The sequence below is a fragment of the Acidovorax bellezanensis genome, assembly GCF_025421555.1.
GTDB lineage: Bacteria > Pseudomonadota > Gammaproteobacteria > Burkholderiales > Burkholderiaceae_C > Comamonas > Comamonas bellezanensis.
In genome coordinates, this window is record NZ_JAODYH010000007.1 from 548,789 (window position 1) to 573,107 (window position 24,319).

Annotated in this window: 23 protein-coding genes and 1 tRNA gene; 9 read left to right on the top strand and 15 right to left on the bottom strand. The window is 65.1% G+C overall.

Features of this window, described 5'->3' with window-relative positions; all coding sequences use genetic code 11:
* Window positions 1–52 precede the first annotated feature (52 nt).
* Window positions 53–628 (bottom strand): RBBP9/YdeN family alpha/beta hydrolase, encoded by a 576-nt coding sequence (locus N0K08_RS16545; RefSeq protein ID WP_261501487.1) that lies wholly within the window; start codon window positions 626–628, stop codon window positions 53–55.
* 97 nt (window positions 629–725) lie between these two features.
* The gene (locus N0K08_RS16550) at window positions 726–1,634 is read right to left on the bottom strand and encodes a LysR family transcriptional regulator (RefSeq protein WP_261501488.1); all 909 of its coding nucleotides are present in this window, start codon (window positions 1,632–1,634) and stop codon (window positions 726–728) included.
* Window positions 1,635–1,770: 136 nt separating this feature from the next.
* On the opposite strand from N0K08_RS16550, the gene N0K08_RS16555 reads away from it, so the two are divergent.
* From N0K08_RS16555 to N0K08_RS16565, 3 genes are all read left to right on the top strand, one after another.
* Entirely contained in the window at window positions 1,771–2,388 is a 618-nt protein-coding gene (locus tag N0K08_RS16555; protein ID WP_261501489.1) for an FMN-dependent NADH-azoreductase, read from the top strand.
* A 212-nt stretch (window positions 2,389–2,600) separates the two neighbouring features.
* Entirely contained in the window at window positions 2,601–2,969 is a 369-nt protein-coding gene (locus N0K08_RS16560; protein WP_261501490.1) for a hypothetical protein, read from the top strand.
* A 259-nt stretch (window positions 2,970–3,228) separates the two neighbouring features.
* A complete protein-coding gene (locus tag N0K08_RS16565; protein WP_261501491.1) occupies window positions 3,229–5,331 on the top strand; it encodes a TonB-dependent receptor in 2,103 nt (700 codons plus the stop codon).
* Between the two features lie 77 nt (window positions 5,332–5,408).
* Here the strand turns inward: N0K08_RS16565 and N0K08_RS16570 are convergent, their stop codons facing one another.
* Together N0K08_RS16570 and N0K08_RS16575 are read right to left on the bottom strand one after the other, a co-directional pair.
* Window positions 5,409–6,368, bottom strand: coding sequence for an LLM class oxidoreductase (locus tag N0K08_RS16570; protein ID WP_408642968.1), 960 nt, complete (start codon window positions 6,366–6,368; stop codon window positions 5,409–5,411).
* 92 nt (window positions 6,369–6,460) lie between these two features.
* Entirely contained in the window at window positions 6,461–7,084 is a 624-nt protein-coding gene (locus N0K08_RS16575) for a glutathione S-transferase family protein (protein WP_261501493.1), read from the bottom strand.
* Between the two features lie 127 nt (window positions 7,085–7,211).
* Between N0K08_RS16575 and N0K08_RS16580 the strand changes: the two genes are divergently transcribed.
* Window positions 7,212–8,126 (top strand): LysR substrate-binding domain-containing protein, encoded by a 915-nt coding sequence (locus N0K08_RS16580; protein WP_261501494.1) that lies wholly within the window; start codon window positions 7,212–7,214, stop codon window positions 8,124–8,126.
* Between the two features lie 44 nt (window positions 8,127–8,170).
* Here the strand turns inward: N0K08_RS16580 and N0K08_RS16585 are convergent, their stop codons facing one another.
* From N0K08_RS16585 to N0K08_RS16610, 6 genes are all read right to left on the bottom strand, one after another.
* The gene (locus tag N0K08_RS16585; protein ID WP_261501495.1) at window positions 8,171–8,719 is read right to left on the bottom strand and encodes an NADPH-dependent FMN reductase; all 549 of its coding nucleotides are present in this window, start codon (window positions 8,717–8,719) and stop codon (window positions 8,171–8,173) included.
* A 111-nt stretch (window positions 8,720–8,830) separates the two neighbouring features.
* Complete coding sequence (locus N0K08_RS16590) at window positions 8,831–9,652, bottom strand: MetQ/NlpA family ABC transporter substrate-binding protein (RefSeq protein WP_261501496.1); 822 nt, start codon at window positions 9,650–9,652, stop codon at window positions 8,831–8,833.
* Window positions 9,653–9,729: 77 nt separating this feature from the next.
* Window positions 9,730–10,395 carry a methionine ABC transporter permease gene (locus tag N0K08_RS16595; protein ID WP_261501497.1) on the bottom strand — a complete coding sequence of 222 codons (666 nt, stop codon included), beginning with the start codon at window positions 10,393–10,395 and terminating at the stop codon, window positions 9,730–9,732.
* On the bottom strand, window positions 10,388–11,278 hold the full coding sequence (locus tag N0K08_RS16600; protein ID WP_261501498.1) for a methionine ABC transporter ATP-binding protein: 891 nt from the start codon (window positions 11,276–11,278) through the stop codon (window positions 10,388–10,390). Before N0K08_RS16600 ends, N0K08_RS16595 begins: the two co-directional genes overlap by 8 nt.
* Before the next feature lie 332 nt (window positions 11,279–11,610).
* Complete coding sequence (locus N0K08_RS16605; protein ID WP_261501499.1) at window positions 11,611–12,411, bottom strand: MetQ/NlpA family ABC transporter substrate-binding protein; 801 nt, start codon at window positions 12,409–12,411, stop codon at window positions 11,611–11,613.
* A gap of 125 nt (window positions 12,412–12,536) precedes the next feature.
* A complete protein-coding gene (locus tag N0K08_RS16610) occupies window positions 12,537–12,914 on the bottom strand; it encodes a single-stranded DNA-binding protein (RefSeq protein ID WP_315968012.1) in 378 nt (125 codons plus the stop codon).
* Between the two features lie 237 nt (window positions 12,915–13,151).
* Here N0K08_RS16610 and N0K08_RS16615 point away from each other — a divergent pair, with 237 nt between their 5' ends.
* From N0K08_RS16615 to N0K08_RS16635, 5 genes are all read left to right on the top strand, one after another.
* Window positions 13,152–13,544, top strand: a complete 393-nt coding sequence (locus N0K08_RS16615) for a COG4315 family predicted lipoprotein (protein ID WP_261501501.1) — start codon at window positions 13,152–13,154, stop codon at window positions 13,542–13,544.
* A 685-nt stretch (window positions 13,545–14,229) separates the two neighbouring features.
* Window positions 14,230–16,269, top strand: a complete 2,040-nt coding sequence (locus N0K08_RS16620; protein ID WP_261501502.1) for a LamG domain-containing protein — start codon at window positions 14,230–14,232, stop codon at window positions 16,267–16,269.
* A gap of 11 nt (window positions 16,270–16,280) precedes the next feature.
* A complete protein-coding gene (locus tag N0K08_RS16625; protein ID WP_261501503.1) occupies window positions 16,281–16,526 on the top strand; it encodes a hypothetical protein in 246 nt (81 codons plus the stop codon).
* Between the two features lie 11 nt (window positions 16,527–16,537).
* Complete coding sequence (locus N0K08_RS16630) at window positions 16,538–18,649, top strand: phosphocholine-specific phospholipase C (protein WP_261501504.1); 2,112 nt, start codon at window positions 16,538–16,540, stop codon at window positions 18,647–18,649.
* Between the two features lie 164 nt (window positions 18,650–18,813).
* The gene (locus tag N0K08_RS16635) at window positions 18,814–19,590 is read left to right on the top strand and encodes a DeoR/GlpR family DNA-binding transcription regulator (RefSeq protein WP_261501505.1); all 777 of its coding nucleotides are present in this window, start codon (window positions 18,814–18,816) and stop codon (window positions 19,588–19,590) included.
* A gap of 110 nt (window positions 19,591–19,700) precedes the next feature.
* Here N0K08_RS16635 and N0K08_RS16640 read toward each other — a convergent pair.
* The 5 genes from N0K08_RS16640 to pheS all read right to left on the bottom strand — a co-directional run bounded on the left by N0K08_RS16640 (window position 19,701) and on the right by pheS (window position 24,288).
* Window positions 19,701–19,777 (bottom strand) — tRNA-Pro (locus N0K08_RS16640).
* A 31-nt stretch (window positions 19,778–19,808) separates the two neighbouring features.
* Window positions 19,809–20,240: a MerR family transcriptional regulator gene (locus N0K08_RS16645; protein ID WP_261501506.1), complete on the bottom strand. Its 432-nt coding sequence runs from the start codon at window positions 20,238–20,240 to the stop codon at window positions 19,809–19,811.
* Between the two features lie 107 nt (window positions 20,241–20,347).
* Entirely contained in the window at window positions 20,348–20,683 is a 336-nt protein-coding gene (locus N0K08_RS16650) for an integration host factor subunit alpha (protein ID WP_261501507.1), read from the bottom strand.
* A gap of 38 nt (window positions 20,684–20,721) precedes the next feature.
* Window positions 20,722–23,169, bottom strand: a complete 2,448-nt coding sequence (pheT, locus tag N0K08_RS16655; protein WP_261501508.1) for a phenylalanine--tRNA ligase subunit beta — start codon at window positions 23,167–23,169, stop codon at window positions 20,722–20,724.
* A gap of 66 nt (window positions 23,170–23,235) precedes the next feature.
* On the bottom strand, window positions 23,236–24,288 hold the full coding sequence (pheS, locus tag N0K08_RS16660) for a phenylalanine--tRNA ligase subunit alpha (RefSeq protein WP_261501509.1): 1,053 nt from the start codon (window positions 24,286–24,288) through the stop codon (window positions 23,236–23,238).
* Between the last annotated feature and the right edge of the window lie 31 nt (window positions 24,289–24,319).

The window sequence follows — 24,319 nt, forward strand, 5'->3', positions numbered from 1 at the left end:
TATTCTTGTTAATTAATCCTCCTGGGGCATATAGAACCCAGGAGCGGCGGCCTCATGCCCATGCGGGCTGAACACTTTCCACAGGCGAAGACCATTCCAGCCCCGCGGTCAGCGACTGCAGCAGCGCCAGGCCCAGCGGCCAGGCGCCATGGCCCGATTCCACATTCACATGGCCGGCGTTCTGCAGCCGCACCAGCTCGCTGCCCCAGGCGCGCGCATACGCTCCCGCCAGGCGTATGGGACAGAACGGGTCATTGCTGCTGGCCACCAGCACGCTGCGAAACGGCAGTGGCGCGCAAGGCGCGGGCGCGAAATCACTGAGCTGGGCGCGGCGCTCGGGATCGGCCGGTGCCACCAGCAGCGCTCCGACCACGCGTGCCGCGGCCTGCGCTCCCATATGGGTGGTGGCGATACAACCCAGACTGTGGGCCACGATCACCACGGGCTCCGGACGCGCCAGCACGGTCTCTTCCAGGCGCCGGACCCAGGCCTCGCGCCGGGGGGTGAGCCAGTCGTCCTGCACCACCCGCTCGGCGCCCGGCAACTGCTCGGCCCACAGGCTTTGCCAATGACCGGGGCCGGAGTCGCGCCAGCCGGGCACGATCAGAATACGGGGGGATGTATGCATGCCAGTTCTCCTTGAACCGCCATTCTCCGCAGCATGGTCCCAAATCCCAACGAACCATTGGTTGTTATCTTATGGCGGTCAAATCCGCGCAAGCCCTTCAAGCGACCAGGCTGCGACCCGGCATGGTCTCCGCGAGAAAATCGAGAAAGCTGCGCACCGCCGGCGACAGCCCCCGGCGCGAGGGAAAGACGGCGTGCACCACGCCCTGCGGCGGCGACCAGTCGGGCATCAGGTGCACCAGCCGACCTTCATTGCACTCGTCGTGGCACATATAGTCAGGCAGCCAGCCCATGCCCGTGCCGGCCAGCACGGCGAACTTCAGCGTCAGCAGGTCATCCGCCACATAGCGCGGCTGGTGCTGCAGCGTGTACTCCTGGCCCTGGGGCCCGATCAGCAGCAGGCTGGAGCGACCATCCACAGCCGACATGGCCAGGCTGTCGAGCTTCTCCAGATCCTGCAGGCGACTGGGCGTGCCCTGGCGCCGCAGCAGGTCGGGGCTGGCCACCAGCACCTGGCGTGACATGTCCAGGCGCTTGACCACCATGCTGCCGCTGTCATCGAGCGAAGCGCGCACACGCAGCGCCACATCAATGCTTTCCTCCACCAGGTTCACCGCCCGGTTCGTGACCTGCATGTCGACGCGCACCAGCGGATAGCGCCGCAGATAGGCCGGCATCAGCTCGCCGAGCACGGTCTGGGCCAGCGTCACCGGGCAGCTCACGCGAATGGTGCCGCGCGGCTCGGCCTGCACCTGGGCCACGGCATCGGCCGCGGCCTGGGCCGCATCGCGCATCACCTGGCAATGGCGCAGATAGGCTTCGCCCACCTCGGTCAAGGACAGCTTGCGGGTGGTGCGCTGCAGCAAGCGCACGCCCAGGCGGGCTTCGAGCTCCGACACCCGGCGCGACAACCGCGACTTGGGGATGCCCAGTGCCCGACCCGCCGCCGCAAAACCACCGCGCTCCACCACTTCGGCGAAATACAGCATGTCGTTGAGATCGTTCATTCACATCCTTTTAATTGTCCCACTGGCAGGACAATCTATCGCATAAAAGCCTGCTTATCAAACATTCATTTCAAATCCATACTCTATACCACGGTCTCAACAAGACCACCACTTTTCACATTTCAGGAGCCACACCATGCAATTGCTGCACATCGATTCCGCCATCACCGGCGACATGTCCGTTTCCCGCGATCTGACCGCACGTACCGTGCAGGCCTGGGTCCAGGCCCATCCCGGCCTCAGCGTCGACTACCTGGATCTGGCACAGGACGCTCCCAGCCACCTGTCCGCCGTGTCCATGGGCTTTCGCACCGGCCAGAATGCCGCGACCGAAGCTGAACGGGCGGAGAACGCCGTTTCCGAAAAGCTGGTGAGCCAGTTCCTGGCCGCGGACGTGGTCGTGATCGGCACGCCCTTCTACAACTTCAGCATTCCCAGCCAGCTCAAGGCCTGGATTGACCGCATCGCCCAACCCGGCCGCACGTTCCGCTACACCGCAGCCGGCCCAGAAGGTCTGGCCAAGGGCAAGACCGTGATCGTGGTGTCCACCCGCGGCGGCGTGTACTCCACGTCCGAAGGCGGCCGTGCCATGGAACACCAGGAAAGCCTGCTGCAAACCGTGCTGGGCTTCCTGGGCGTGACCGATGTGCGCTTTGTGCGTGCCGAAGGCGTTGCCATGGGCCCCGAGTCCAAGGCTGCCGCACTGGAACAGGCCCAGCAAGCCATCCAGAGCCAGCTGACGCTGACCGCCTAAGCGGTCCCGGCGGCGCCACCGGGCGCCAACCAAGGCGGCCCCTGTCCTCAGCGACAGGGGCCGCTTTGCCATGCAAGAGTGCCCTACTCGGCCATTGGCGCCGTCCATGCCGCCGGGGGGCAATTTTTGATAGGCTTGGGTCAATTTGTAAGATTTGTCTTACAATTTACCGCGTAATCTCACGCCCTTGCCTTCTGATTGATCTCGTCCCCATGTCTCCAGCACCGCAGCGCTTTCGCAAAACCACCGATGAATCATTCGTCATTACGGCGGTCGTCGGCGGCCTGGTGGCCTTCATTGTCCTGGGCTATCTGCTGAATACCCACCTGGAAGCCCGGGCTACGCGCGAAATGAACAGCGCCAAGACCGAGGCTTACCAGCAATACCTGCGCAACACGCCGGCCCAAGCGCCCCAGCCTCTGCCCGAAGCCATGGCCGAGCGCTTGAAGGTTCGCGACCAATTGCTGGCCCACCCCAGCGTCAAACCCGGCCCGGGTTTCGCCGCACCCGGCGTGCAAAGCACCGGCAAGATCATCATCGATGCCCTCGACCAGGCGCAGGGCCGCTCCCCCGCCCTGTAATGGCTCCAGGCCAAGCGAACCGCTTGCGCCCTCTCCCACACAATTAACCACGGAACCATTGGTGTTTACGCCATAACGTGAAATTTTGTGACGGCTCTATGGCATTCTTCGGCCATTGACGCTTGCAGTCGGCCGCCACGCCCGGCCACTGCACCCTCCCCTCGTTGAGACCAACCACTGCGCGTGCCCGCGCCAGACTTGGCCGCGCATGTCCGCAGCCAGGCCGGCGCCAGCATTCGCACGAACCAAGATTTTTCGCATGACATTGCACCACCTGCGCTGGGTTGCCGGCCTGCCCGTACTGGTCAGCAGCATGTATGGCGTAGCCATCGCCGCGCCCGCCGCCGACGCCACACTGCCCGCCATCACCGTGCACAGCACGCTGGGCGGCACTTCGCTGGAGCAGACGCCGGCCTCCGTGACGGTCATCGACGCCGAGCAGGCGCGTGATCGCCAGATGCAGGTGAACCTGTCGGAAATGCTGTCGGGCGTGCCCGGTCTGCAGATCAACAACCGCCAGAACTACGCCCAAGACCTGCAACTGTCCATCCGTGGCTATGGCGCGCGCTCCACCTTCGGCCTGCGCGGCGTGCGGCTGTATGTGGACGGCATTCCCGCCACCATGCCCGACGGCCAGGGCGCGCTGTCGCACATCGACATCAGCAGCCTCGAGCGCATCGAAGTGCTGCGCGGCCCTTATTCCGCGCTCTACGGCAACTCGGCCGGCGGCGTGGTCAGCATGTACACCGAAACCCCGGAAGGCCCACCCAGCGTCGAAGGCGGCTACTCCGTGGGCAGCAACGGGCAAAAGCGCCTGTCGGCCAAGGCCAGCGGCCAGACCGCCCAGGGCCTGAGCTATGTGCTGAGCACCAGCCGCTTCCTGACCGACGGCTATCGCGACCACAGCGCCGCCGACCGCAACCTGGCCAATGCCAAGCTGTCCACCGCCATCGGTGACGACGCGCGCCTGACCATCGTCGCCAACACCATGAAGACGGATGCCCAGGACGCCCAAGGCCTGACCTGGCAGCAGTGGCAGGACAACCCGCGCCAGGCGTCCTCCGTGGCCGAAAGATTCAACACCCGCAAGTCGCTGGAGCAGACCCAGGTCGGCGCGACCTATGAGCGCCGCCTCAGCGGCACGCACAGCGTCTCCTTGACCGCCTATGCCGGCCATCGCTCCATGGAGCAGTACCAATCGCTGCCCATCGCCACGCAAAAACCGGCAGGCCAGCCGGGCGGCGTGATCGACATGGCGCGCGACTACGCCGGCCTCGATGCCCGCTGGACCGGCAATTTCAGCAATGCCCCGGTACCGGTGACCGTCACGGCCGGCCTGGCGTTCGACACCATGAAGGAAGACCGCCAGGGCTACGAAAACTTCATCGGCAGCCAGCTCGGCGTCAAGGGAGCGCTGCGCCGCGACGAAGACAATACCGTCACCAGCATCGACCCCTATGTACAGGCCAACTGGCAGCTCGCCCCCAACTGGAGCCTGGGCACGGGCCTGCGCTACAGCCATGTGAAGTTCGAGTCCAACGACCGCTACATCCGCCCAGGCAACCCCGATGACTCGGGCCAGGTCTCGCACAGCAAGGCCTTGCCCATGGTCTCGCTGTCCCACCAGCTCACGCCGGAGCAGACCGTCTACGCCAGCCTGGGCCGGGGCTTCGAGACCCCGACCTTTACCGAACTGTCGTACCGCCCGGGCAGCATCGGCGGCCTGAACCTGCAGTTGCAGCCCAGCGCCAGCACGCAATACGAAGTCGGCTACCGCCAGCGCCTGACCGGTGCCGTCAAGGGCCTGTGGAGCGCGGCCGTGTTCCATTCGCGCACCAGCGACGAGATCGTCAGTGACAAGAACGACAACGGTCGCACCACCTACCGCAACGCCGGCGACACCCGCCGCCAGGGCCTGGAGCTGCAGGCCGACCTGCACCTGTCGCCCCAGTGGCAGCTGCAAGCCGCCTACACCTACCTCGATGCCACGTTCCGCCAGGCTTCGGGCAATGCCGCCGCCGGCAACATGCTGCCGGGCCTGTCCAAGCAGCACCTGGCACTGGGCCTGGACTACCGCGTCACGCCTGAATGGCGTGTGGGCGTGTCGGCCGAGCACGCCAGCAAGGTCTATGTGAACGACGCCAACAGCGGCGCCGCACCCGCCTACACCGTGGCTTCGGCCAGCGTGGGCTACCGCAAGGTGATGGGCCCCTGGACGCTGCGCGCCTTTGCGCGCGTGGACAACCTGTTCGACCGCAAGTACGTGGGCTCGGTCATCGTCAACGACGGCAACAGCCGCTTTTACGAAAGCGCGCCCGGCCGCCAGTGGATGACGGGCGTGAGCGCCGGCTACCAGTTCTGAGCGACACCGCCAGAGCACAAAAAAACCGGTCGCTGGCCGGTTTTTTTGCGTCCACTGTCCGAGCTGCTACGCAGATCTCACCACGCAGCCGCCAGCGCCGGCGGCCCGGGGTGTGAGGGGAAATGCGGCAGCACCTCTTCGGCCAGCTCCTGTATGACTTCCGCGGCCGGGCGCTCGGAGAATTGAATCCCCAGCGCGGCATGGTTGACACCCGCCTGCTGCCATTCCTCCAGCAAGGCCATCAGGCCTTTGCGGCCCGTGCGCAGCACAAAGCCACCGCGCAGCGGGGTGCGCGGGTGGTCGGGATCCTCGACCAGGTCCAGCCATTCATTCGTCATGTGCGGCCGGAAGCCGCCGTCGGGGATCAGCGCACGCCAGGCGCGTATCTTTTGCGCCAGCCGCTGCGGCCCCAGGCGGTTGTGCGTGGCTTCGGGATAAGTCAGCCAGCCATCGGCATGCGCCGCAACCCACTCCAGCGGCTGACCGGACGAGCCGGTGACGATCAGCGGAATCGGGCCCGTGGCGGGCTTGGGCAACAGCGCCGCATCGTCGATGCGGCCCAGTGGCGAATCGATCGCCGGACTGTCCGCCCGCAGAAGCTGGCGAAAGTAGGCCACCGCCTGTGCAAACCGCTCGCCGCGCGCACCATGCTCCAGACCATACGCAGGAAACTCGCTGGGACGGTCGCCGGATGCAATGCCCAGCACCAGACGCCCGCCCGACAGCTGATCGATGGTGGCCGACGCCTTGGCCAGGTCGATGGGATGGCGCAAGGAAAAAATGGCGCTGCCCGTGGCGAGTGCCACCGACTTTGTCCGCGCTGCGAGAAACGCCAGGTAGCTGAAGGGATCGAACACTTGGCCCGCATCCCCGAACGAGGGCGCGAACAAGGGCACATCGCGCACCCAGACGGCGGCAAAGCCGCGGCGGTCGATGTCCGCGACCAGATCCGCCTGCCCGGCCAGCACGCGCATGTCGCCTGCGTAAAAGCGCAGCGGCAAGAAGATGCCCAGGGTCAGTCGCTCAGGGGCGAACATGCGTCTATAGCCCGGATGCGCGGAAAAGGCCGGAAACGATGCACCGGAGGGGGTCTGGAGAAGGCTCATGGCTGTGCTGTGTCGTGTGGAGTTCATGCGCCGGTAGCCGGTGCGGGCAGGGTCACGCCCAGGCGTACGGCAGGCCTGGCCGCCACGCGCTCATGCCAGGCGCTCAGATGCGGGTACTGGCTGAAATCGAAGTCGACGATGCGCGCGATGTGGGTCCAACCGAAGTGGGCGATGTCGGCAATGGAATACGCATCCCCGGCCAGAAAGTGGTGGCGGGACAGATGCTGGTCCAGCGTGGCGAATGCCTCGTTGGTCAACCGGCGGTAACGCTCCATGGCCTCGGCATTCCTGGTGCGGGAGAAAATCTCGAAATGCACGCGCTGGCCCATGAGCGGCCCCACGCTCGCCGCGTGAAACAGCAGCCACTGCATGGCCTGCCATCGGGCCCGCGGCTCAGTCGGCAGCAGGTTACCGGTCTTCTCGGCCAGGTAGAGCAGGATGGCGGCGGACTCGAACAAGGTGATATCGCTGTCCTCGTCCACCAGCACGGGAATGCGCCCATGCGGATGCAGGCGCAAGAAATCGGGCTGTCTGTGCTCACCCGCATCGAGGCGGACATGGTGCAAGGTATACGGCAAGCCCAGCTCTTCCAGGGCAATGGTGATCTTGAAGCCGTTGGGCGAGCTGTCGGTATAGAGATGAATCATGGCTCCCACTATGAATATAGATTAACTAAACTAACGCATTGCCTCTAAAGAATACGTATGATAGTTTTGGGAGTTTCCTAAGGGAAACGATCATTTCTTCTCTAACAATATAGAAAAACTAAACACAATGACCACCTCGCTCCCACTGCTGGCCTTGCGCACTTTCGTGGAAGTCGGACAGCGCGGCAGCATCAAGGCCGCCGCCGAGGCGCTGAGCGTCACCTCCGGCGCGGTCAGCCAGCAGATCCGCCTGCTGGAGGACCGGATCGGCGTGGCGCTTTTCACCCGGGAGCGCCAAGGTCTACGGCTCACCGAGGCCGGGGCCAATGTCCATCCCGCGCTGCTACAGGCTTTCGAGCAGATCGAGAAAGTCCAGCAGACCCTGGAGCAGATCAAGTCCCGCCAGACCCTGACCGTGAGCACGGTCGCCACTTTCGCCGCATCGTGGTTGGTGCCGCGCCTGGGCCGGTTCAACCAGCGTTACCCGCACATCGAAGTGCGGGTCGAGGCGACTTCGGCCGTGGTCGACATGCGCCGGGACCGGGTCGACATCGCCTTGCGGCATGGGCTGGGTGTCTATCCGGGCCTGCATGCCACCCGCCTGATGGCCCCCGTGCTGGTACCTGTGGCTTGCCCCGGCCTGCTGGCCGCTGATGCGGCGCTCAAGGAGCCTGCGGATTGCCTCGATTACCCGCTGCTGCACGATAGCGACCGGGCAGACTGGCGGCTGTGGCTCGCCGCGCATGGGGTCGCACAGGACCCCCGCGCCGAGCGCGGAACGGCATTCGAGGATGACTTCCTGCTGATCCGCGCCGCGGAAGCCGGCCAGGGGCTGGCACTGGTGCCGCTGGAATATGCACGCGAGGAAATCGTGGCGGGCCGGCTGGTACAGGTGCTGGACAAGCCCTGGCCGGCACGCTTTGCCTACTATCTGGTCACGCAACCGGGCGCCTTGCAACGGCCGCAAGTCAAGGCGTTCGCGGACTGGATCCTCGAGGAAGCGCAAGGCGAGGCAGCCGGCCCGGCACTGGCTTGCACATGAAAAAACCGGCCAGTGGCCGGTTTTCTGGCGAGCGCTACGCGATCTCAGGCGTGGCGCTTGACCCAGTCCACATAGCGGGTCAGCCAGGCCTGTACAAAAGCCTTGCTGCCCTCCCCTATGGAGCCATCGGCGGCAAACAGGCCTTCCTTGGCCTGGATGAACATTTCCGGCTGGCCCATCAGCGGCACATCAAGGTAGGCCATGACGTTGCGCAGATGCTGCTGCGCCAGCGCCGTGCCCACCGCCCCCACCGACACGCCCAGCACCGCGCCCGGCTTGCCCGCCCAGACGCTTTTGCCGTAAGGGCGCGAGCCTTGGTCGATGGCATTCTTCAGCACGCCGGGGATGGAGCGGTTGTACTCGGGCGTCACAAACAGCAGCGCCTGGGTGCCCGCGATCTGCGCGCGGAAGTTCTTCACCACCTCCACCTCGTTGCCATCGGCATCCTGGTTGTACAGCGGCAGGTTGTCGATGGCGATTTCCTTGAATTCAAAGCCTTCGGGCGCCATGCGCTCGATCGCCTTCGCCAACTTCCGGTTGAAGGAATCCTTGCGCAAGCTGCCGACGATGACAGCGACTGTGTACTGGCTCATGAAAGCTCCTGGAGTCAAAAATGAAAAAAGGCGTCCCATTATGAGAAGCCCTGAGTGAGGTCGCCAGTGGGCAGCGTCCTACACAGACGCCAGCCTGCTGGCGTACACCGCTTATTGCATGTACGAAGGCTTGGCGTAGCCCTGGAACTTGCTGTTCACCACGGCCTTGTATTCGCTGGAGCGGTAGGCCGCTTCCAGGTCCTTGACCCAGGGGGCATCCTTGTCCACGCGCTTGATGGCCACCACGTTCAGGTAATGGTCGGGAGTTTTTTCCAACGCCACCGCTTCCGTCAGCTTGAGGCCCGAGGAAATCGCGAAATTGCCATTGATGATGGCGTACTCGGTGTCACCCAGCGAGCGCGGCAGTTGCGCGGCTTCGAGCGGAATGAACTTGAGCTTGCGGGGGTTCTCCACCAGGTCTTTTTCCGAAGCCCGCAGCGGGTCGATGCCGGGCTTGATCTTCACCAGCTGGTTCTGCTCCAGCAGCACCAGGGCACGCGCCAGATTGCTGGGGTCGTTGGGCAAGGTCACGCGGTCGCCGGGCTTGGCTTCGGCCAGGGTCTTGCGCGAAGTCGAGTACACGCCCAGGGGGGCGATCGGGCCTTGCACCAGTTCCACCAGATCAAGCTTCTGATCGGCCGCGAATTTCTGCAGGTAAACGCGGTGCTGGAAGAAGTTGGCGTTCAGCGATCCCTGGGCCAGCGCCAGATTGGGCTGCACGTAATCATTGAACTCCACCAGCTTGACCTTGTAGCCCTTTTTTTCCAGGATGGGCACGATGCCCAGCTTGAGCTGGTCGATATTCGAGCCGGCCGTGCCGCCGATCACCAGTTCCTTCTTGGTCTGGGCCTGAACGGGAGCCGCGAGGCCCACCAGGGTCACAGCGGCCACGGCAGCAGCCAGCAAGGAGCGACGTACAACAAAATTCTTCATCACAAACCTCTTCAAAAGGAAAACAAAGCCGCCGCGCGGCAAGAAATGAATGCCCGGCACTGACCGGGCCGGGGCCATCAACCGCGCTTGTCCAGGCGCCGCGCAACGGTGCTGCCAACAAACTGCAGGATTTGCACCATCACCACCAGCACGGTGACGGTGAGCACCATCACATCGGTCTGGAAGCGGTAGTAACCATAGCGAATGGCCAGGTCGCCGATGCCACCGCCGCCGACCACGCCGGCAATCGCCGAGTACGAAAGAAAGCTCACGGCCAGCACCGTCAGCGCCAGCACCAGGCCGGAACGCGCTTCCAGCACCAGCACGCGCCAGACGATTTGCAGCTCGGAAGCACCCATGGCATGGGCCGCCTCGATCACGCCGCGCGGCACTTCGCGCAGGCATTGGTCCACCAGACGGGCGAGATAGGGAATCGCCGCAAACGACAGCGGCACGGCCGCAGCCAGCGGCCCTATCGACGTGCCGGCCACCACCCGCGTAAACGGCACCAGCGCCACCAGCAAGATGATGAAGGGGAAGGAGCGGACCGTGTTCACGATCCAGTTGAGCGTGATGAAGGCCCACTTGTTTTCCAGCGACTGGCCGGGGCCGAGCAGGAACAGCAGCACGCCCAGCGGGCCGCCGATGACGATGGCGGCCGTGAGGCCGATGCCCAGCATCAGGGCCGTCTGGCCTATGGCCAGCCACAGCTCGGGAAGAATGGCGGCAATGTTCTCAGACATGGTGCAGTTCCTGGACTGCCACGGCAGCATTCAATGGGGGGACAGCGGGGGAAGAGGATTGGGCGTCCGGGCGGGCATCCCAGCGGGCTTCGCGCGCCCTGCGCTCGCGCAGGGCCTCGATTTCCTGGCCCAGCACGGTGGTGCGCGCCGCGCTCGGCCCGGTCAGCGAAAACTGCTCGGCAATGCGGCCGCCTTCCACGATGGCCACTTCGCTGCACAGCACTTCCACCACCGACAGCTCATGCGTCACAATGACGATGGTCACACCGGTCTTTTGCTGGATATCGCGCAGCGTCTCCAGCAGTGAACGCGTGGTTTCGCTGTCGAGCGCCGACGTCGGCTCATCGCACAGCAGCACCTGAGGGCGCGGCGCCAGCGCGCGGGCAATCGCCACGCGCTGCTTTTGCCCACCCGACAGCTGCGCCGGGTAGCTGGCGATCTTGTCGGTCAGGCCCACCAGTGCCAGGCATTCGCGCACCCGTGCATCGATCCGGGCCCGCGACGCGCCGCCGTGGATCTTCAAGGGAAAGGCGACGTTGTCGAACACGCTGGCGTTCTGCAGCAGGTTGAACTGCTGAAAAATCATGCCGATGTTTTGCCGCGCTTCGCGCAGCTCGCGCCGCCCCAGGCCCGTCAGCTCGCGGCCGGCGACGATGACGGAGCCCGCGTCGGGACGCTCGAGCAGATTGATCAGCCGCAGCAGCGTCGATTTGCCCGCACCGCTTTTGCCGATCAGGCCAAAAATCTCTCCCTGACGCACATCCAGAGAGACCGATTTGACGGCTTCAAACACGCCGCCGTCGGCAGTGACGAATTTCTTCTGCACATCACGCAAGCGGATGAGCGGCGAGGTTGAAATCGGGTCTGCGGTGCTGTGGCTCATGCAATCGTATTTTTTAACTGAATCTTCGAAGGTCCCGTACCGGCATCTCAGCGGTTGAGATCCCTGGGGCATTGCGTGGCAACTGCGGGGAGCTGCCGTTGCAGCGCACATTTCGCCCGCATGGAACGTGACTGGAGTGTGCCGCCATCCCCGCCATTTACCAACGAAATTAAAAGCGCATGCTTATGCATTTTTGCTACTAAGGATGCCGGCTGCAATGCCTTTCAACCCTAAGACTTTTGCCCATAAAAAAGCCAGTGCGGCGCAAGGCGGCACTGGCGGATGGAAGCGCCCCGGCAACTGCCGACGCTTCTTGGAGAGCTATGCGGTGCTTAGAACGCAGGCACCACCGAACCCTTGAACTGGGTCTCGATGAACTGGCGGATCTCGGGCGACTGGTAGACCTTGATCAGCTTGGCGACCCAAGGCTTGCTCTTGTCGGCCTCGCGCACCACCAGAATGTTCACATAGGGGTTCTTGGCGCTTTCCTGCACGATGGAGTCGGTCTTGGGGTTGAGCCCGGCCGAGATCGCGAAGTTGGTGTTGATGGCCGAAGCATCGAGGTCATCGAGCGAGCGCGGCAGCTGGGCAGCGTCCAGCTCGACAAACTTCAGCTTCTTGGGGTTGGACACCACGTCCAGCGGCGTGGCCTTGAGGCCCGCGCCTTCCTTGAGCTTGATCAGGCCCTGGGCCTGCAACAGCAACAGCACGCGGCCGCCGTTGGTCGGATCGTTGGGAATGCCGAACTTGGCGCCCTGGGGCAGGTCGGCAAGCGCCTTGAACTTCTTGGAGTACAGGCCGATGGGGAAGTTGACCGTGTCAGCCACGCGCACCAGCTTGTAGCCGCGGTCCTTGACCTGGGCGTCCAGGTAGGGGCCGTGCTGGTAGCTGTTGGCGTCGAGGTCACCCGCCGCCAGAGCGGCGTTGGGCTGGACGTAATCGCCAAACTCGACCACCTGGATCTTCAGACCCTGCTTTTCGGCAACGAGCTTCACCTGCTCGAAAATCTGGGCGTGGGGGCCGGCGGTGACGCCGATCTTGATCGATGTCTTGTCCTGTGCCAGGGCCGAAAGGGGCGCAGCCAGGGCCAGGCCCAGGGCCAAAGTGGTTTGCAGAAGATGGCGCTTGTTCACGGTATGCCTTCACTCAAAAATGCAGAATGCGTGCACTGTACGCGCAAATTCCACTGAGTATTAGGAATAATAAATTGATTATTTATTCCGAGTAAGCATAAGAAGATCAGGCCACCTGCGGCATCTCAATCCTCGCCGGGCGCCGGCCAGGCGTCGCGTGCCGCATCGCCGCCCGACTGGCTGGAAAGCACCTGGCGCTGCTTGTGTTCCACATGGTAGGCCGTGAGCACCTGATGGGCGATGGCGTCCAACGCGGGATGCACCACGCCTTGCTTGTCGGTCCAGACCTTGGGTGTGATCGGGCCGGCAATGGCAATCGCATCGCCTTCGCGCAAAGCCTCCAGAGCCGCACAGGGCGCGGCGTCAAAGGCGATGACGTTGACAAACAGGTTTTCACCATCGCCGCACACGGCGCGCATGCGTGCGACCATGAAGGGCTTGCCCGTCTTGCTGGTCCGCTGCTCAGGTGTGCCATAGAGGCGCCCTGCTATCAATCCATCCATCACGGTCAATCCTTTGTTGTTGCATGAAACTAGCGTATTGTGACCTCAGCCCTGAAGGGTCGCCCTGCAACCACAGGGCGACCCTTCAGGGCGCGGACGGCGCAGCACAGGATTCGGCCGTGAAAAATGCCGTGTTACAGGCAGGTCATCGGCCACATCCATCGTTGGCGGCAAAGTCCATGGAATAAAACGGCCCGTCCGAGCGTCTACCAAAGGTCCACTTCAAGGAGTACCTCCATGATCCGCATCGCTTCCTCCGCTGTTCTTGCTTCAGTTCTGCTTGCCGCCTGCAGCATGACCCCCCCCACCCAGAAGGCCCCCTCGCCTGCCACGAGCCTGAATGGCGTGCTAGTCGGTCCCAGCCAGATGACGCTTTACGTCTTCGACAAGGATACCGCCGGCTCCGGCAAGAGCGTCTGCAATGGCGGCTGCGCCACCAACTGGCCGCCGTTGATGGCGCCGGCGAGCGCGGTCCCCATCGGCGGCTGGAGCGTGGTGATCCGTGATGACGGCAGCCGACAATGGGCGTACCAGGGGCGTCCGCTCTACTACTGGATCAAGGACACCAAGCCCGGTGACAAGACCGGCGACGGCTTCCTCAACAATTCCTGGCACGCCGCCAAGCCCTGAGGCAGGCCCCTCGACCCCTGTCTCGTAGCGCAAGAAGGACGACCTGCCCGCTGCAGGTCGGCCCTTCCACCGCATTGGGCCGTCAACCACGGCCATTGCATCCTCCACGCGCCCCATCTCGGCGCAATTTCCTTGGATCAGCGGAATCGGTTGGGTGACTTCCAAGGAAGCTCGCCCTGCGAGACCGTGCCTTGGCGCCGCCTGATCGAGCGCGCGCACGGACCAGGCGAAACCTACGCCCCCTGAGCGGCTGCCCCCCATGGGCAGGCCCTCGCTCCGATAGAAATCAAGACGCTCCCGCGGCATGGCCGACCCCCATCGGCATGCGAGATGGCATCGTCCCGGCCTCCGCCAGGTCCCGGCGCTAGGGGCCGCGCAGTCACCGCCCCGCTCCACGCGCATTCCAGACCACCGGAATGCAGCCCCGGCGCGCGCGCCCCCTCCCCCATCAGCGCCGAGCACTGTCAACGAATTGTCATCGATGGCCCACAGAATTGAGGCATTGCTTGTACTTGTGGATATTTTTGCAAATCACGAAAACACAAGAATGCACTGACTGGCGAGAGACAGCCGTCGCCATTCACCACCGCGCGCCGAGCCGCTGGGCGCCGACAGCGCTTTCACCCCTCGATTCCAAAGCCGGGCGCATGCGCGTCTGGGATTTCCGTTGCCTGACCCACTCATCATGAACCAACCTAGACCTCGATTCGCCCGGGTCGCGCTCAGCGCGAGCCTTCTCGTCCTCTTGGCCGCCTGCGGCGGAGGCTCAGACCCATCGCCCGCCGAGCCGGCCAAGCCAGACCCTGTCGTGCCGGGTACCGCGCGCAGCAAGGCTCTGCTGATCGGGATCGACGGCGTGCAATACGCCGCGCTGCAACAGGCCGTGGCCGCCACGCGCATGCCGACGCTGCAAGGACTGGGCACGCTGCTGCCGGCCTATACCGGCGGCGTCAAGGGAGCAACGACGCAGCAGCAGGCCACCGACGGCCCCGGCTGGGCAACGCTGCTGACCGGCACCTGGGCCGACCGTCACCAGATCCGCTCGAACTACGCAGGCCAGGGCTTCAAGGCCGACAGCGTGTTCAAGCTGCTGAAGGGCGCGCAAGCCGGCGCACGCACCGCGGCCGTTTCGAGCTGGAGCGGCCTGCCGCAACTGCTGCGTGCCGACCGCAGTGCCGGCTACCTCGACCTGGCGAAGGACTGCGGCGGTGACGACACCTGCGTCACCAGCGAAACCTCCGCCGCCATTGCCGGTGGCAGCTACGACCTGATCGTCGCCGACTATCAGGGCCCGCAGCAGGTCGCCGACGTGGCCGGTGTCGGCACCGACTACCAGAACGCGCTGGCAGCACTCGATCGCCAGCTCGCGACGGTGAAGGCCGCGCTCGCGCAACGCCGCCAAGCCGCGCCGAACGAGGACTGGCTGGTCATCGTGACTTCCACGCACGGCCTGGGCGCCACCGGCGTGCCGGACGGCATTCCGGTGCCGTCGAACCTTGCTTCCTTCATTGTTCTGGACAAGACCGCCAACCTGGCCGTCGCCGCGGCCGCGAGCCTGCCGGCCGACATGACGCCGTGGTACGCCTACGCGGGTGCGGCCGATGTGGCGCCCACGCTGCTCGCCCACCTGGGCGCACTGCCCGCCATCGCCGGCTACCCGCTCGTCGGTGGTCCGCTGGTCGGCCCTGCCGCCGTACGCCAGGTACAGGTCGCCAACAACGCGAAGAAGAACGGACTCGTCCTGTCGTGGACCCTGCCCGCGACCGCGCCGCAGGCGATCACGGTGCTGCGCGACGGCGCCGAGATTGCCAGGCTGCCCGGCAGCACGACCGGTTTCGAGGACACCACCATGGCCTTGAACGAGAGCGGAAACTACACCTACGACTACACCGTGGTGGCCGACCAGACGCCGATCGCGACCCGCGCCACGCTCAACTACGTCAAGCCCGTGTTGCTTCTGCCCTCCGTGCAGGCCGGTCTGACCCACCTGTTTCCGCTCTCCGGCACGCTGAGCGACCGCATCGACAACGCGCAGGTGTTCATGCCATGGGTCACTGGCGCCACACCGGTGTACGCCGCGGCCGGCAATGGTCCGTTCGACGGCACCGGCAGCGCGCTGCTGTCGACCAACTACGCAGGCCCCACGGTCTGCGCGGCCTGCGACGGTGGCTTCAAGATTGCTACCAGCAAGGTGAGCAACACCACGGCGTCCTTCAGCTTCGGCTTCTGGTTCCGCTCGGATGCCACGCGCTCGGGCATTCCAGTGGCCTCGAACAAGAACTGGGCGAGCGGCAACAACGCCGGCCTGGCCATCGGTCAGTACGGCAGCGCGCTGCGCTTCAACCTCGGCCGCGGCGGCGCACGTGCCGGCGACAAGGACCTGAGCTTCAGCGCCAACACCTGGGCCTACGTGGTCATGGCTATCGACGCGGCCAAGCTCAGCGCCACCTTCTACGTATACGACCCTGTGCTCGGCACGCAGAGTGCATCGGTCGCCATCACCAGCGCCTACCTGGCCGCGATGAACGGCCTGGACACCTACTTCACGCTGAACGAAGACGGGGACGGCGGCTACGGCCCCAACTACCGCAACGGCAATGCGGCCAACACCATAGGCGGGCGCTTCGACTTCAGCGAATTCGCCACCTGGAACCGGGTGCTGACCAAGGCCGAGGTGGACTCCATCGCGCGCTCGGGCACTTCGCTCACGACGCTCACCCCCTGAAGGAGATGGCAATGAACATGAGCTTACGCGCAGGCCTGGCCGCGCTCGCCACGGCCGCGTTGCTCGCGGGCTGCGGCGGTGACAGCGCCAGCACCCCCCCGCCGGTCGACGGCGGCTCCTCCGGCGTGGTCGTTACGCCGAACGATCCGGCCACCGCCGGGCCACCGCCCGACGCTATGACGCCACCCGGCACCACGCCCGAGCAAAACCCATCCACTCCGCAGCAACGCCCGGCCTCGGTGCGCTGCGCCCCGTGAAGAACGCATCCATGCAAGACGACAAGACCCCCAACAGCCGGCGCAACTTCCTGCGCGGCGCAGCGACCACGGCAGGTGCGGCAGCCGCCATGGGCCTGCTGCCCGCCAGCATCCGCCGCGCGCTGGCCATTCCGGCCGCGACGGACACCGGCACCATCAGCGACGTGCAGCACGTGGTGATCCTGATGCAGGAGAACCGCTCCTTCGACCACTACTTCGGCACGCTGCGCGGCGTGCGCGGCTTTGGCGACCGCTTTGCGGTTCCGCTGTCCAACGGCAAGGCTGTGTTCGAGCAGCCGCCGACCAGCGGCCCGGGCACCTGCATGCCCTTCCACTTCGACACGACGAACACCAGCGCGCAACGCACCACCGGCATGGCCCACTCCTGGCCCGATGGCCAGCAGGCCTGGAACGCGGGCCGGATGAACCAGTGGGTCGCGGCCAAGTCGGCGCGCGCGCTGGGCTACTACACCCAGGCCGACATGCCCTACCAGTTCGCACTGGCAGACGCTTTCACCATCTGCGACGCCTACCACTGCTCGGAGCTGACCGGCACCAACTCGAACCGGCTGTTCCTGTGGACCGGCAGCAACGATCCGCTGGGCCTGGGCGGAGGCCCGGCCATCGACAACACCAACGACGACCTGGCCAACACGCCGGGCTACTCCTGGACGACCTACCCCGAGCGCCTGGAAGCCGCCGGCATCCGCTGGCAGGTCTATCAGGACATGGCGGACAACTACACCGACAACCCGCTGGAGGGCTTCACCAGCTTTCGCAACGCCTACTACGCGACCGCGCCGACCGAGCAGCAGGCATCGCTCAAAGCGCGCGGCCTGTCCACCCGCGCGCTCGACGGCCTGGCCGCTGACGTGATGGCCGGGACGCTGCCGCAGGTCAGCTGGATTGTCGCGCCGGCCAAATACTCGGAACATCCCGGGCCTTCGTCGCCGCTGTGGGGCGCGCAGTACACGGCCGAGGTCCTGGACGCCCTGACCGCCAACCCCGAGGTGTGGAGCAAGACGGCGCTCTTCATCATGTTCGACGAGAACGACGGCTACTTCGACCACATGCCGCCGCCCGCCATTCCTTCGCTCAATGCCGATGGCAGCCAGGCCGGCCAGAGCACGGTCGACACACTGGGCGAGCGCAACACGCTCAAGGCGCCCTATCTCGGCGCGCCTTTCGGCATGGGCTGGCGCGTGCCCATGTACGTGGTCTCGCCCTGGAGCAAGGGCGGCTGGGTGAACTCGCAGGTGTTCGACCACACCTCGGTGATCCGCTTCCTGGAAGAACGCTTCGGCGTGATGGAGCCCAACATCTCGGCATGGCGTCGCACGGTCAGCGGCGACCTGACGGGCTGCTTCAACTTCGCGACCCCCAACCTCGCGCTGCCGGCACTGCCGGTGATCGACGGCGCCGCCGCCGATGCCGCGATCGCCAAGCAGACCACCTACCCGACGCCGGTGGCGCCGCCCCCGGGCACAGGCACCATGCCCGCGCAGAACACCGGCGTGCGCTGGTCGCGCGCCTTGCCCTACGAGCTGCACGCCAGCGGCCGCCCCGATATCGAGCAACGGCTTTACTGGCTGGTTTTCAGCAACACGGGCAAGGCCGGCGCGGTATTCCACGTCTACGATCACCTGGCGCTCGCGGCCGTGCCGCGCCGCTACACGGTGGAGCCGGACAAGATGCTCAACGACAGCTGGGGCCTCCACGCCAACGGCTACGACCTCTCGGTGTTCGGCCCCAACGGCTTTCACCGGCGCTTTCGCGGCACGCTGCCGACCACGCTGAAAGGCGGCGTGGGCTTGCCGGAGACGCGCGTGTGCTACGACGTGGCCAACGGCGGCGTGTACGTGGAGCTGCACAACATCGGCAGCATGAGCTGCAATGTGACTGTCGAGCCCAGTGCCTACCGCGCCGACGGTCCATGGCACTTCGCGCTGGCGCCGGGCCAGAAGATCCAGCAGCAATGGGACCTGTCGCCCGCCAAGTCCTGGTACGACTTCACGGTGACCGCCAACGTGGACGACGACGGGGTCTTCATGCGCCGCTTCGCGGGCCGCGTGGAAACCGGCGCCGACGGGGTCAGCGACCCGGCCATGGGCCTGGGCAGCTGAGACCGGCGCTGCGGCCCGCCGGCTGCGTCCGGCCCGAATGCGGCGCAATACCGCTCGCCAGCGGCCGCATTCTCCACCTGCATAATGGCCGCGGACCCCGCTTTGGCACCTTCTGGCGCAAAGGCGGGCGCCGGCGGCCCACTGCTTTCTTCAGCCCTATCCCAATGCTCCAAGAAGTCCGATTCCAACGCATCCGCAGCCTGCTGGCCACCTTCTCGAGCCTGAGCGTCGATCGCATCGTGCAGGACTTGAAGGTGTCGCGCGAGACCGTACGCCGCGACCTGATCGAACTCGAAATCCTGGGCGACCTGCGGCGCGTGCACGGCGGCGTGGTGACCCCGGGCGCCGTGCCCGAACCGCCGCTGGCGGTGCGCCTGGCGGCCCGGCAAAAGGAAAAGCGCGCCATTGCCAAGGCCGCGGTCGCGCTGTTGCAGCCGGGGCAGACGCTGTTCCTCGATGCGGGCAGCACCAACTTGATCCTGTCCGAGGAGATCGCCACGCTCAACGGCATGACAGCGATCACCAATTCGGTCAACATCGCGCTCAAGCTCGCCGGTGCCGACGAGGCACGTGCCGCCCGCAACAAGATACTGCTGCTCGGTGGAGAGATAGACGTGAAGGCGCAGGCCACATTCGGCGAAGCCACACTGGAGCAAATCCGGCGCTTTCGCGCCGACGTGGTGTTTCTGTCCCCGGTTGGCCTGCACCCGCGGCACGGCGCGATGAGCTTCGAACACCATGAGGCCGCCGTGGCACGCGCCATGGTCGAGCAGGCACAGCTGGTCGTCATCCTCGCCGATCACCACAAGCTCGGCCAAGGCAGCCGCGTGACCTATGCCGACAATGCGGACATCGATGTCATCGTGACCGACGCCGGCGCGCGCGCATTGCCGGCCCTGGCCGCGCTGCGCAAGGGCTCGAGCCGGATCATCGTGGCCTGAGGCCCGGCCCGGCCAGGCCCGGCCAGGCCAGGCCAGGCCAGCTCCATCGATTTCGTTCGGACAAAACAAAACGGGTCAGTTCTTTACAGAACTGACCCGTTGCTTATCAATGGTCGGCGAGAAAGGATTCGAACCTTCGACCCCTTGCACCCCATGCAAGTGCGCTACCAGGCTGCGCTACACGCCGACGAGAATTGAATTATATACCGAAAAAATCCTTACAAAGACAACAAGTCCCTAATCTGCAAAAGTTCCTGTCGCACGGCCCGGGAATCCACGCTGCTGGCGTCGACCTGCTCCACGGCGGCATTGCCGTCCGGCGTTTCCGCGGCGGTCCAGTCCACGGGAAGGAACTCCACTTCCTCGACTTCGGGAGCGCCGGCTCCGCCGCCCGTTTCGCGCAAGCGGTTGCGTGCGCCCTGGATGGTGAAGCCCTGCTCGTACAGCAGTTCCCGAATCCGGCGAATCATCAGCAGCTCATGGTGCTGGTAATAACGCCGGTTGCCGCGGCGCTTGACGGGGCGCAACTGGGTGAACTCCTGCTCCCAATAGCGCAGCACATGCGGCTTGACGCAGCACAATTGCGCCACTTCACCAATGGTGAAATAGCGTTTGGCTGGAATAGCCGGAAGCAGGCAGCCCTCAGACATCGGATACATCTCCCATCATCGAACTGGCAAGACTACCGCAGCTGCAGCCTGGCTGCCATGCGCAATCGCCCTGCCCATGCATGCCCAGCATGCACCAGGAATGCCGCCTACAACGCAGACGACGAAGTCTCGCCGCTTTGGATCTGCTCCTTGAGCTTGGTACTGGCATGGAAAGTCACCACCCGGCGGGCCTGGATGGGGATCAGCTCGCCGGTGCGAGGGTTGCGCCCCGGACGCGGCGCCTTGGTACGGATCTGGAAGTTGCCAAAACCGGACAACTTGACGTCATCCCCCTCGACCAGGCTTTGTGAAACCAGGTCAAAGAAGGCATCCACCATTTCCTTGGATTCGCGCTTGTTCAAACCGATCTGGTCGAACAGCAAATCCGCCAGTTGCGCCTTGGTCAGCGCAGGGCTGTCCAGGCTTTCAATGGCCAGTTCCATAGGGGCTAGCTTTTCTTGGGACATGCTCGCCGACCCCATCATCCGCGCAGGCGCGCGCCCGTGCGCGCCACCAGTTGCTCGATCACCGCCTTCATGGCGGCCTCGATCTCGGCTTCGGTCAGGCTGGCGGTGTCGCTGCCCAGCACCAGCCGCACGGCCAGGCTCTTCTCATTCGGCGCCAAAGCGCCTGGTGCCGGCGTTTCGCCCGCACGCAAAGGCTTGGCACGGAACACGTCGAACAGCACGGCCGAGCGCAGCACGCTGTCGGCAGCCGCTGCATCCACGGCCGCCATGATCTCGGCGTGGGTCACGGACTCGGCCACCACCACGGCGATGTCGCGTTCCACCGACTGGTGCTTGGCCACGGGACGGAACTCGGGCACCTGGCGCAGCAGCACGGCGTCGAGCTCCAGCTCGAACATCACCGGTGCCTGGGGCAGTTCCCAGCCCTGGCGCCACTGGGGATGCAGCTCGCCGACAAAGCCGATGGCCTTGCCGTCCAGCAGCACGCGCGCGCAGCGGCCCGGGTGCATGGCCGGGTGCTGGGCGGGCTCGAAGCTGGGGCGCAGCGGCGCCAGCAAGGCTTCGACGTCGCCCTTGAGGTCGTAGAAGTCCACGGCCTGGTCCTTGCGGCCCCATTGCAGCTGGTCGGCCGGGCCACAGGCCATGCCGGCGATGCGCATGGGCTGATCAAAGCCCTGCACCGTGGTGTCGGTGTTCTGCACGCTGGCATCGCGCAGGAAGACGCGACCGAGTTCGAACACGCGCACGCGCTGGGCCTTGCGGTCCAGGTTGAACTTCACCACCTGCAGCAGCGAGCCCAGCAGCGAGCTGCGCATCACGCTCATGTGGCTGGCGATGGGGTTGAGCAGCTTGATGGGGTTGGCGTTGCCAGCGAGCTCATGCTCCCAGCGCTCTTCCACAAAGCTGAAATTGATGGTTTCCTGGTAACCCAGGCCGGCCAGTTCACGGCGCACGGCAAAGCTGCTGCGGCGGTTTTCGGCACGCAGCTTGGGCGTGATCGGTGCCACGGGCGGCGTCGTCGGCAGTTGGCCATAGCCCAGCATGCGCGCGACTTCCTCGATCAGGTCTTCTTCCAGCGCGATATCGAAACGGTACGACGGAGGCGTCACCGTCAGCACGCCATCGCCCTGCGTCACCGCCAGGCCCAGGCCTTGCAGTGCATCGGCGCATTGCTGCTGGCTCACGGGCATGCCGATCACCTTGGCCGCGCGCGCCACGCGCAGCAGCACGGGCTGGGGCGCGGGCACGTTGACGATCTGGTCGTCGATCGCGCCGCACTCGGTCTCGGGCGTGCCGCAGATTTCCAGCACCAGTTGGGTGATGCGTTCCACATGCTCGGGCGTGAAGCTGGGATCCACGCCGCGCTCGAAGCGGTGGCCCGCGTCGGTCGAGAAGTTGAAACGGCGCGAACGGCCGGCGATGGCACGCGGCCACCAGAAAGCGGCTTCGACGTAGATGTTGCGCGTGTCATCCGACACGGCCGTGGCGTCGCCGCCCATGATGCCGGCCAGCGATTCGATGGCTTGATCGTCGGCGATCACGCCCACATGGCCGTCGACCGTGACGGTCGTGCCGTTGAGCAGCTTGAGCTGTTCGCCGGGACGGCCCCAGCGCACATCCAGGCCGCCGTGGATCTTGTCCAGATCGAAAATATGCGAAGGCCGGCCCAGCTCGAACATCACGTAGTTCGAGATGTCGACCAGCGGCGCCACGCTGCGCTGACCGCAGCGCTCCAGGCGCTCGACCATCCAGGCGGGAGTCTTGGCCTGGGTGTTGACATTGCGGATCACACGACCGGTGAAGCGGCCGCACAGATCCGGCGCGCTGATCTTGACGCCCAGCTTGGCGTCGCTGCCCACGGGCGTGGTCGTGAAGCTCGGCGCCAGCAAAGGCGCACCCGTCAGGGCCGCGACTTCACGGGCAATGCCGTAGACGCTCAGGCAATGCGCCAGATTGGGCGTGAGCTTGAGCGTGAACAGCGTGTCGTCCAGGCTCAGGTAGGTACGGATGTCCTGGCCCAGGGGCGCGTCCAGGGGCAGCTCCAGCAGGCCGCCGTGGTCTTCGGCGAGCTTGAGCTCCTTCGCCGAGCACAGCATGCCGTAGCTTTCGACGCCGCGCAGCTTGCCGATCTTGATCAGAAAGGGCTTGCCGTCTTCGCCAGGAGGCAGCTCGGCGCCCACCATGGCGCAGGGGATGCGAATGCCCACGCGGGCATTGGGCGCGCCGCAGACGATGGTGAGCAGCTCGGCCTGGCCTACGTCCACCTGGCACACGCGCAGGCGGTCGGCGTTCGGATGCTGCAGCGCTTCCTTGATCTCGCCCACCACGATCTTCGTGAACGGCGGGGCGACGGGCGCGAGCTCCTCGACTTCCAGACCGGCCATGGTCAGGGTGTGCGCCAGCTCGGCGGTGCTCAGGGGCGGGTTGCAGAACGCGCGCAACCAGGATTCAGGAAATTGCATAGTCAGACTCTTTGGCTTCAAACGGGCCTGCGCACCAGACGCAGGCGCCAGCGGTAGGTGCGGCGATTACTGGAACTGCGACAGAAAGCGAACATCGCCGTCGAAGAACAGGCGCAGGTCATTGACACCGTAGCGCAGCATGGTCAGGCGGTCGGGACCCATGCCGAAAGCAAAGCCGATGTATTTTTCGGGGTCCAAGCCCATGTTGCGCACCACGTTGGGGTGCACCTGGCCCGAACCGGCGACTTCCAGCCACTTGCCCGCGAGCGGGCCGGTCTGGAACTGGATGTCGATTTCCGCGCTGGGTTCGGTGAACGGGAAGAAGCTGGGGCGAAAACGCAGCACCAGATCGTCGCTCTCGAAGAACGTGCGGCAGAAATCGGTGAACACCACCTTCAAGTCCTTGAAGCTGACGTTCTCGCCAATCCAGATGCCTTCGCACTGGTGGAACATGGGCGAATGCGTGGCATCGCTGTCCACACGGTAGGTGCGACCCGGAGCGATCACGCGGATCTCGGGCATGGCCTGACCGGCATCGATCAAGGCCTGGTATTTCTTCACATGCTGCACCGCATAACGCACCTGCATGGGGCTGGTGTGCGTGCGCAACAGGTTGGGCGCGTTCTCCGAGCCACCTTCGACATAGAAGGTGTCGTGCATGGAACGCGCGGGATGGTCTTCAGGCGTGTTGAGCGCCGTGAAATTGAACCAGTCGGTTTCAATTTCCGGGCCTTCGGCCACGTCAAAGCCCATGGAGGCAAAAATGCCTTCGATGCGCTCCAGCGTCAGCGACACGGGGTGCAGACCGCCAGCGCCACGACGGCGACCGGGAAGGCTCACGTCCAGCGCTTCGGCCTTGAGTTGGGTTTGCAGTTCGGCATCGGCCAGCGCCTGGCGACGGGCCGTGAGGGCCGCTTCAATCGCCTGCTTGGTGACGTTGATGGCGGCGCCGCGCGATTTCTTCTCGTCGACGGAAAGCTGCGCCATGCCCTTCATCAGTTCGGTCACACGACCGGACTTGCCCAGGAACTGGGCCTTGGCATTTTCCAGATCAGCGGGGGTGGCGGCTTGCGCAAACAGTTGTTGCGCGCTTTCGACCAGAGAATCCAACTCGTTCATATCGACTCTTGAAAATAAACAAGGGCTAGCG

Coding starts and splice junctions, on each gene's coding strand:
- N0K08_RS16545 (WP_261501487.1), bottom strand. CDS start 628: ATGCATACATCCCCCCGTATTCTGATCGTGCCCGGCTGGCGCGACTCC.
- N0K08_RS16550 (WP_261501488.1), bottom strand. CDS start 1,634: ATGAACGATCTCAACGACATGCTGTATTTCGCCGAAGTGGTGGAGCGC.
- N0K08_RS16555 (WP_261501489.1), top strand. CDS start 1,771: ATGCAATTGCTGCACATCGATTCCGCCATCACCGGCGACATGTCCGTT.
- N0K08_RS16560 (WP_261501490.1), top strand. CDS start 2,601: ATGTCTCCAGCACCGCAGCGCTTTCGCAAAACCACCGATGAATCATTC.
- N0K08_RS16565 (WP_261501491.1), top strand. CDS start 3,229: ATGACATTGCACCACCTGCGCTGGGTTGCCGGCCTGCCCGTACTGGTC.
- N0K08_RS16570 (WP_408642968.1), bottom strand. CDS start 6,368: ATGTTCGCCCCTGAGCGACTGACCCTGGGCATCTTCTTGCCGCTGCGC.
- N0K08_RS16575 (WP_261501493.1), bottom strand. CDS start 7,084: ATGATTCATCTCTATACCGACAGCTCGCCCAACGGCTTCAAGATCACC.
- N0K08_RS16580 (WP_261501494.1), top strand. CDS start 7,212: ATGACCACCTCGCTCCCACTGCTGGCCTTGCGCACTTTCGTGGAAGTC.
- N0K08_RS16585 (WP_261501495.1), bottom strand. CDS start 8,719: ATGAGCCAGTACACAGTCGCTGTCATCGTCGGCAGCTTGCGCAAGGAT.
- N0K08_RS16590 (WP_261501496.1), bottom strand. CDS start 9,652: ATGAAGAATTTTGTTGTACGTCGCTCCTTGCTGGCTGCTGCCGTGGCC.
- N0K08_RS16595 (WP_261501497.1), bottom strand. CDS start 10,395: ATGTCTGAGAACATTGCCGCCATTCTTCCCGAGCTGTGGCTGGCCATA.
- N0K08_RS16600 (WP_261501498.1), bottom strand. CDS start 11,278: ATGAGCCACAGCACCGCAGACCCGATTTCAACCTCGCCGCTCATCCGC.
- N0K08_RS16610 (WP_315968012.1), bottom strand. CDS start 12,914: ATGGATGGATTGATAGCAGGGCGCCTCTATGGCACACCTGAGCAGCGG.
- N0K08_RS16615 (WP_261501501.1), top strand. CDS start 13,152: ATGATCCGCATCGCTTCCTCCGCTGTTCTTGCTTCAGTTCTGCTTGCC.
- N0K08_RS16620 (WP_261501502.1), top strand. CDS start 14,230: ATGAACCAACCTAGACCTCGATTCGCCCGGGTCGCGCTCAGCGCGAGC.
- N0K08_RS16625 (WP_261501503.1), top strand. CDS start 16,281: ATGAACATGAGCTTACGCGCAGGCCTGGCCGCGCTCGCCACGGCCGCG.
- N0K08_RS16630 (WP_261501504.1), top strand. CDS start 16,538: ATGCAAGACGACAAGACCCCCAACAGCCGGCGCAACTTCCTGCGCGGC.
- N0K08_RS16635 (WP_261501505.1), top strand. CDS start 18,814: ATGCTCCAAGAAGTCCGATTCCAACGCATCCGCAGCCTGCTGGCCACC.
- N0K08_RS16645 (WP_261501506.1), bottom strand. CDS start 20,240: ATGTCTGAGGGCTGCCTGCTTCCGGCTATTCCAGCCAAACGCTATTTC.
- N0K08_RS16650 (WP_261501507.1), bottom strand. CDS start 20,683: ATGGAACTGGCCATTGAAAGCCTGGACAGCCCTGCGCTGACCAAGGCG.
- pheT (WP_261501508.1), bottom strand. CDS start 23,169: ATGCAATTTCCTGAATCCTGGTTGCGCGCGTTCTGCAACCCGCCCCTG.
- pheS (WP_261501509.1), bottom strand. CDS start 24,288: ATGAACGAGTTGGATTCTCTGGTCGAAAGCGCGCAACAACTGTTTGCG.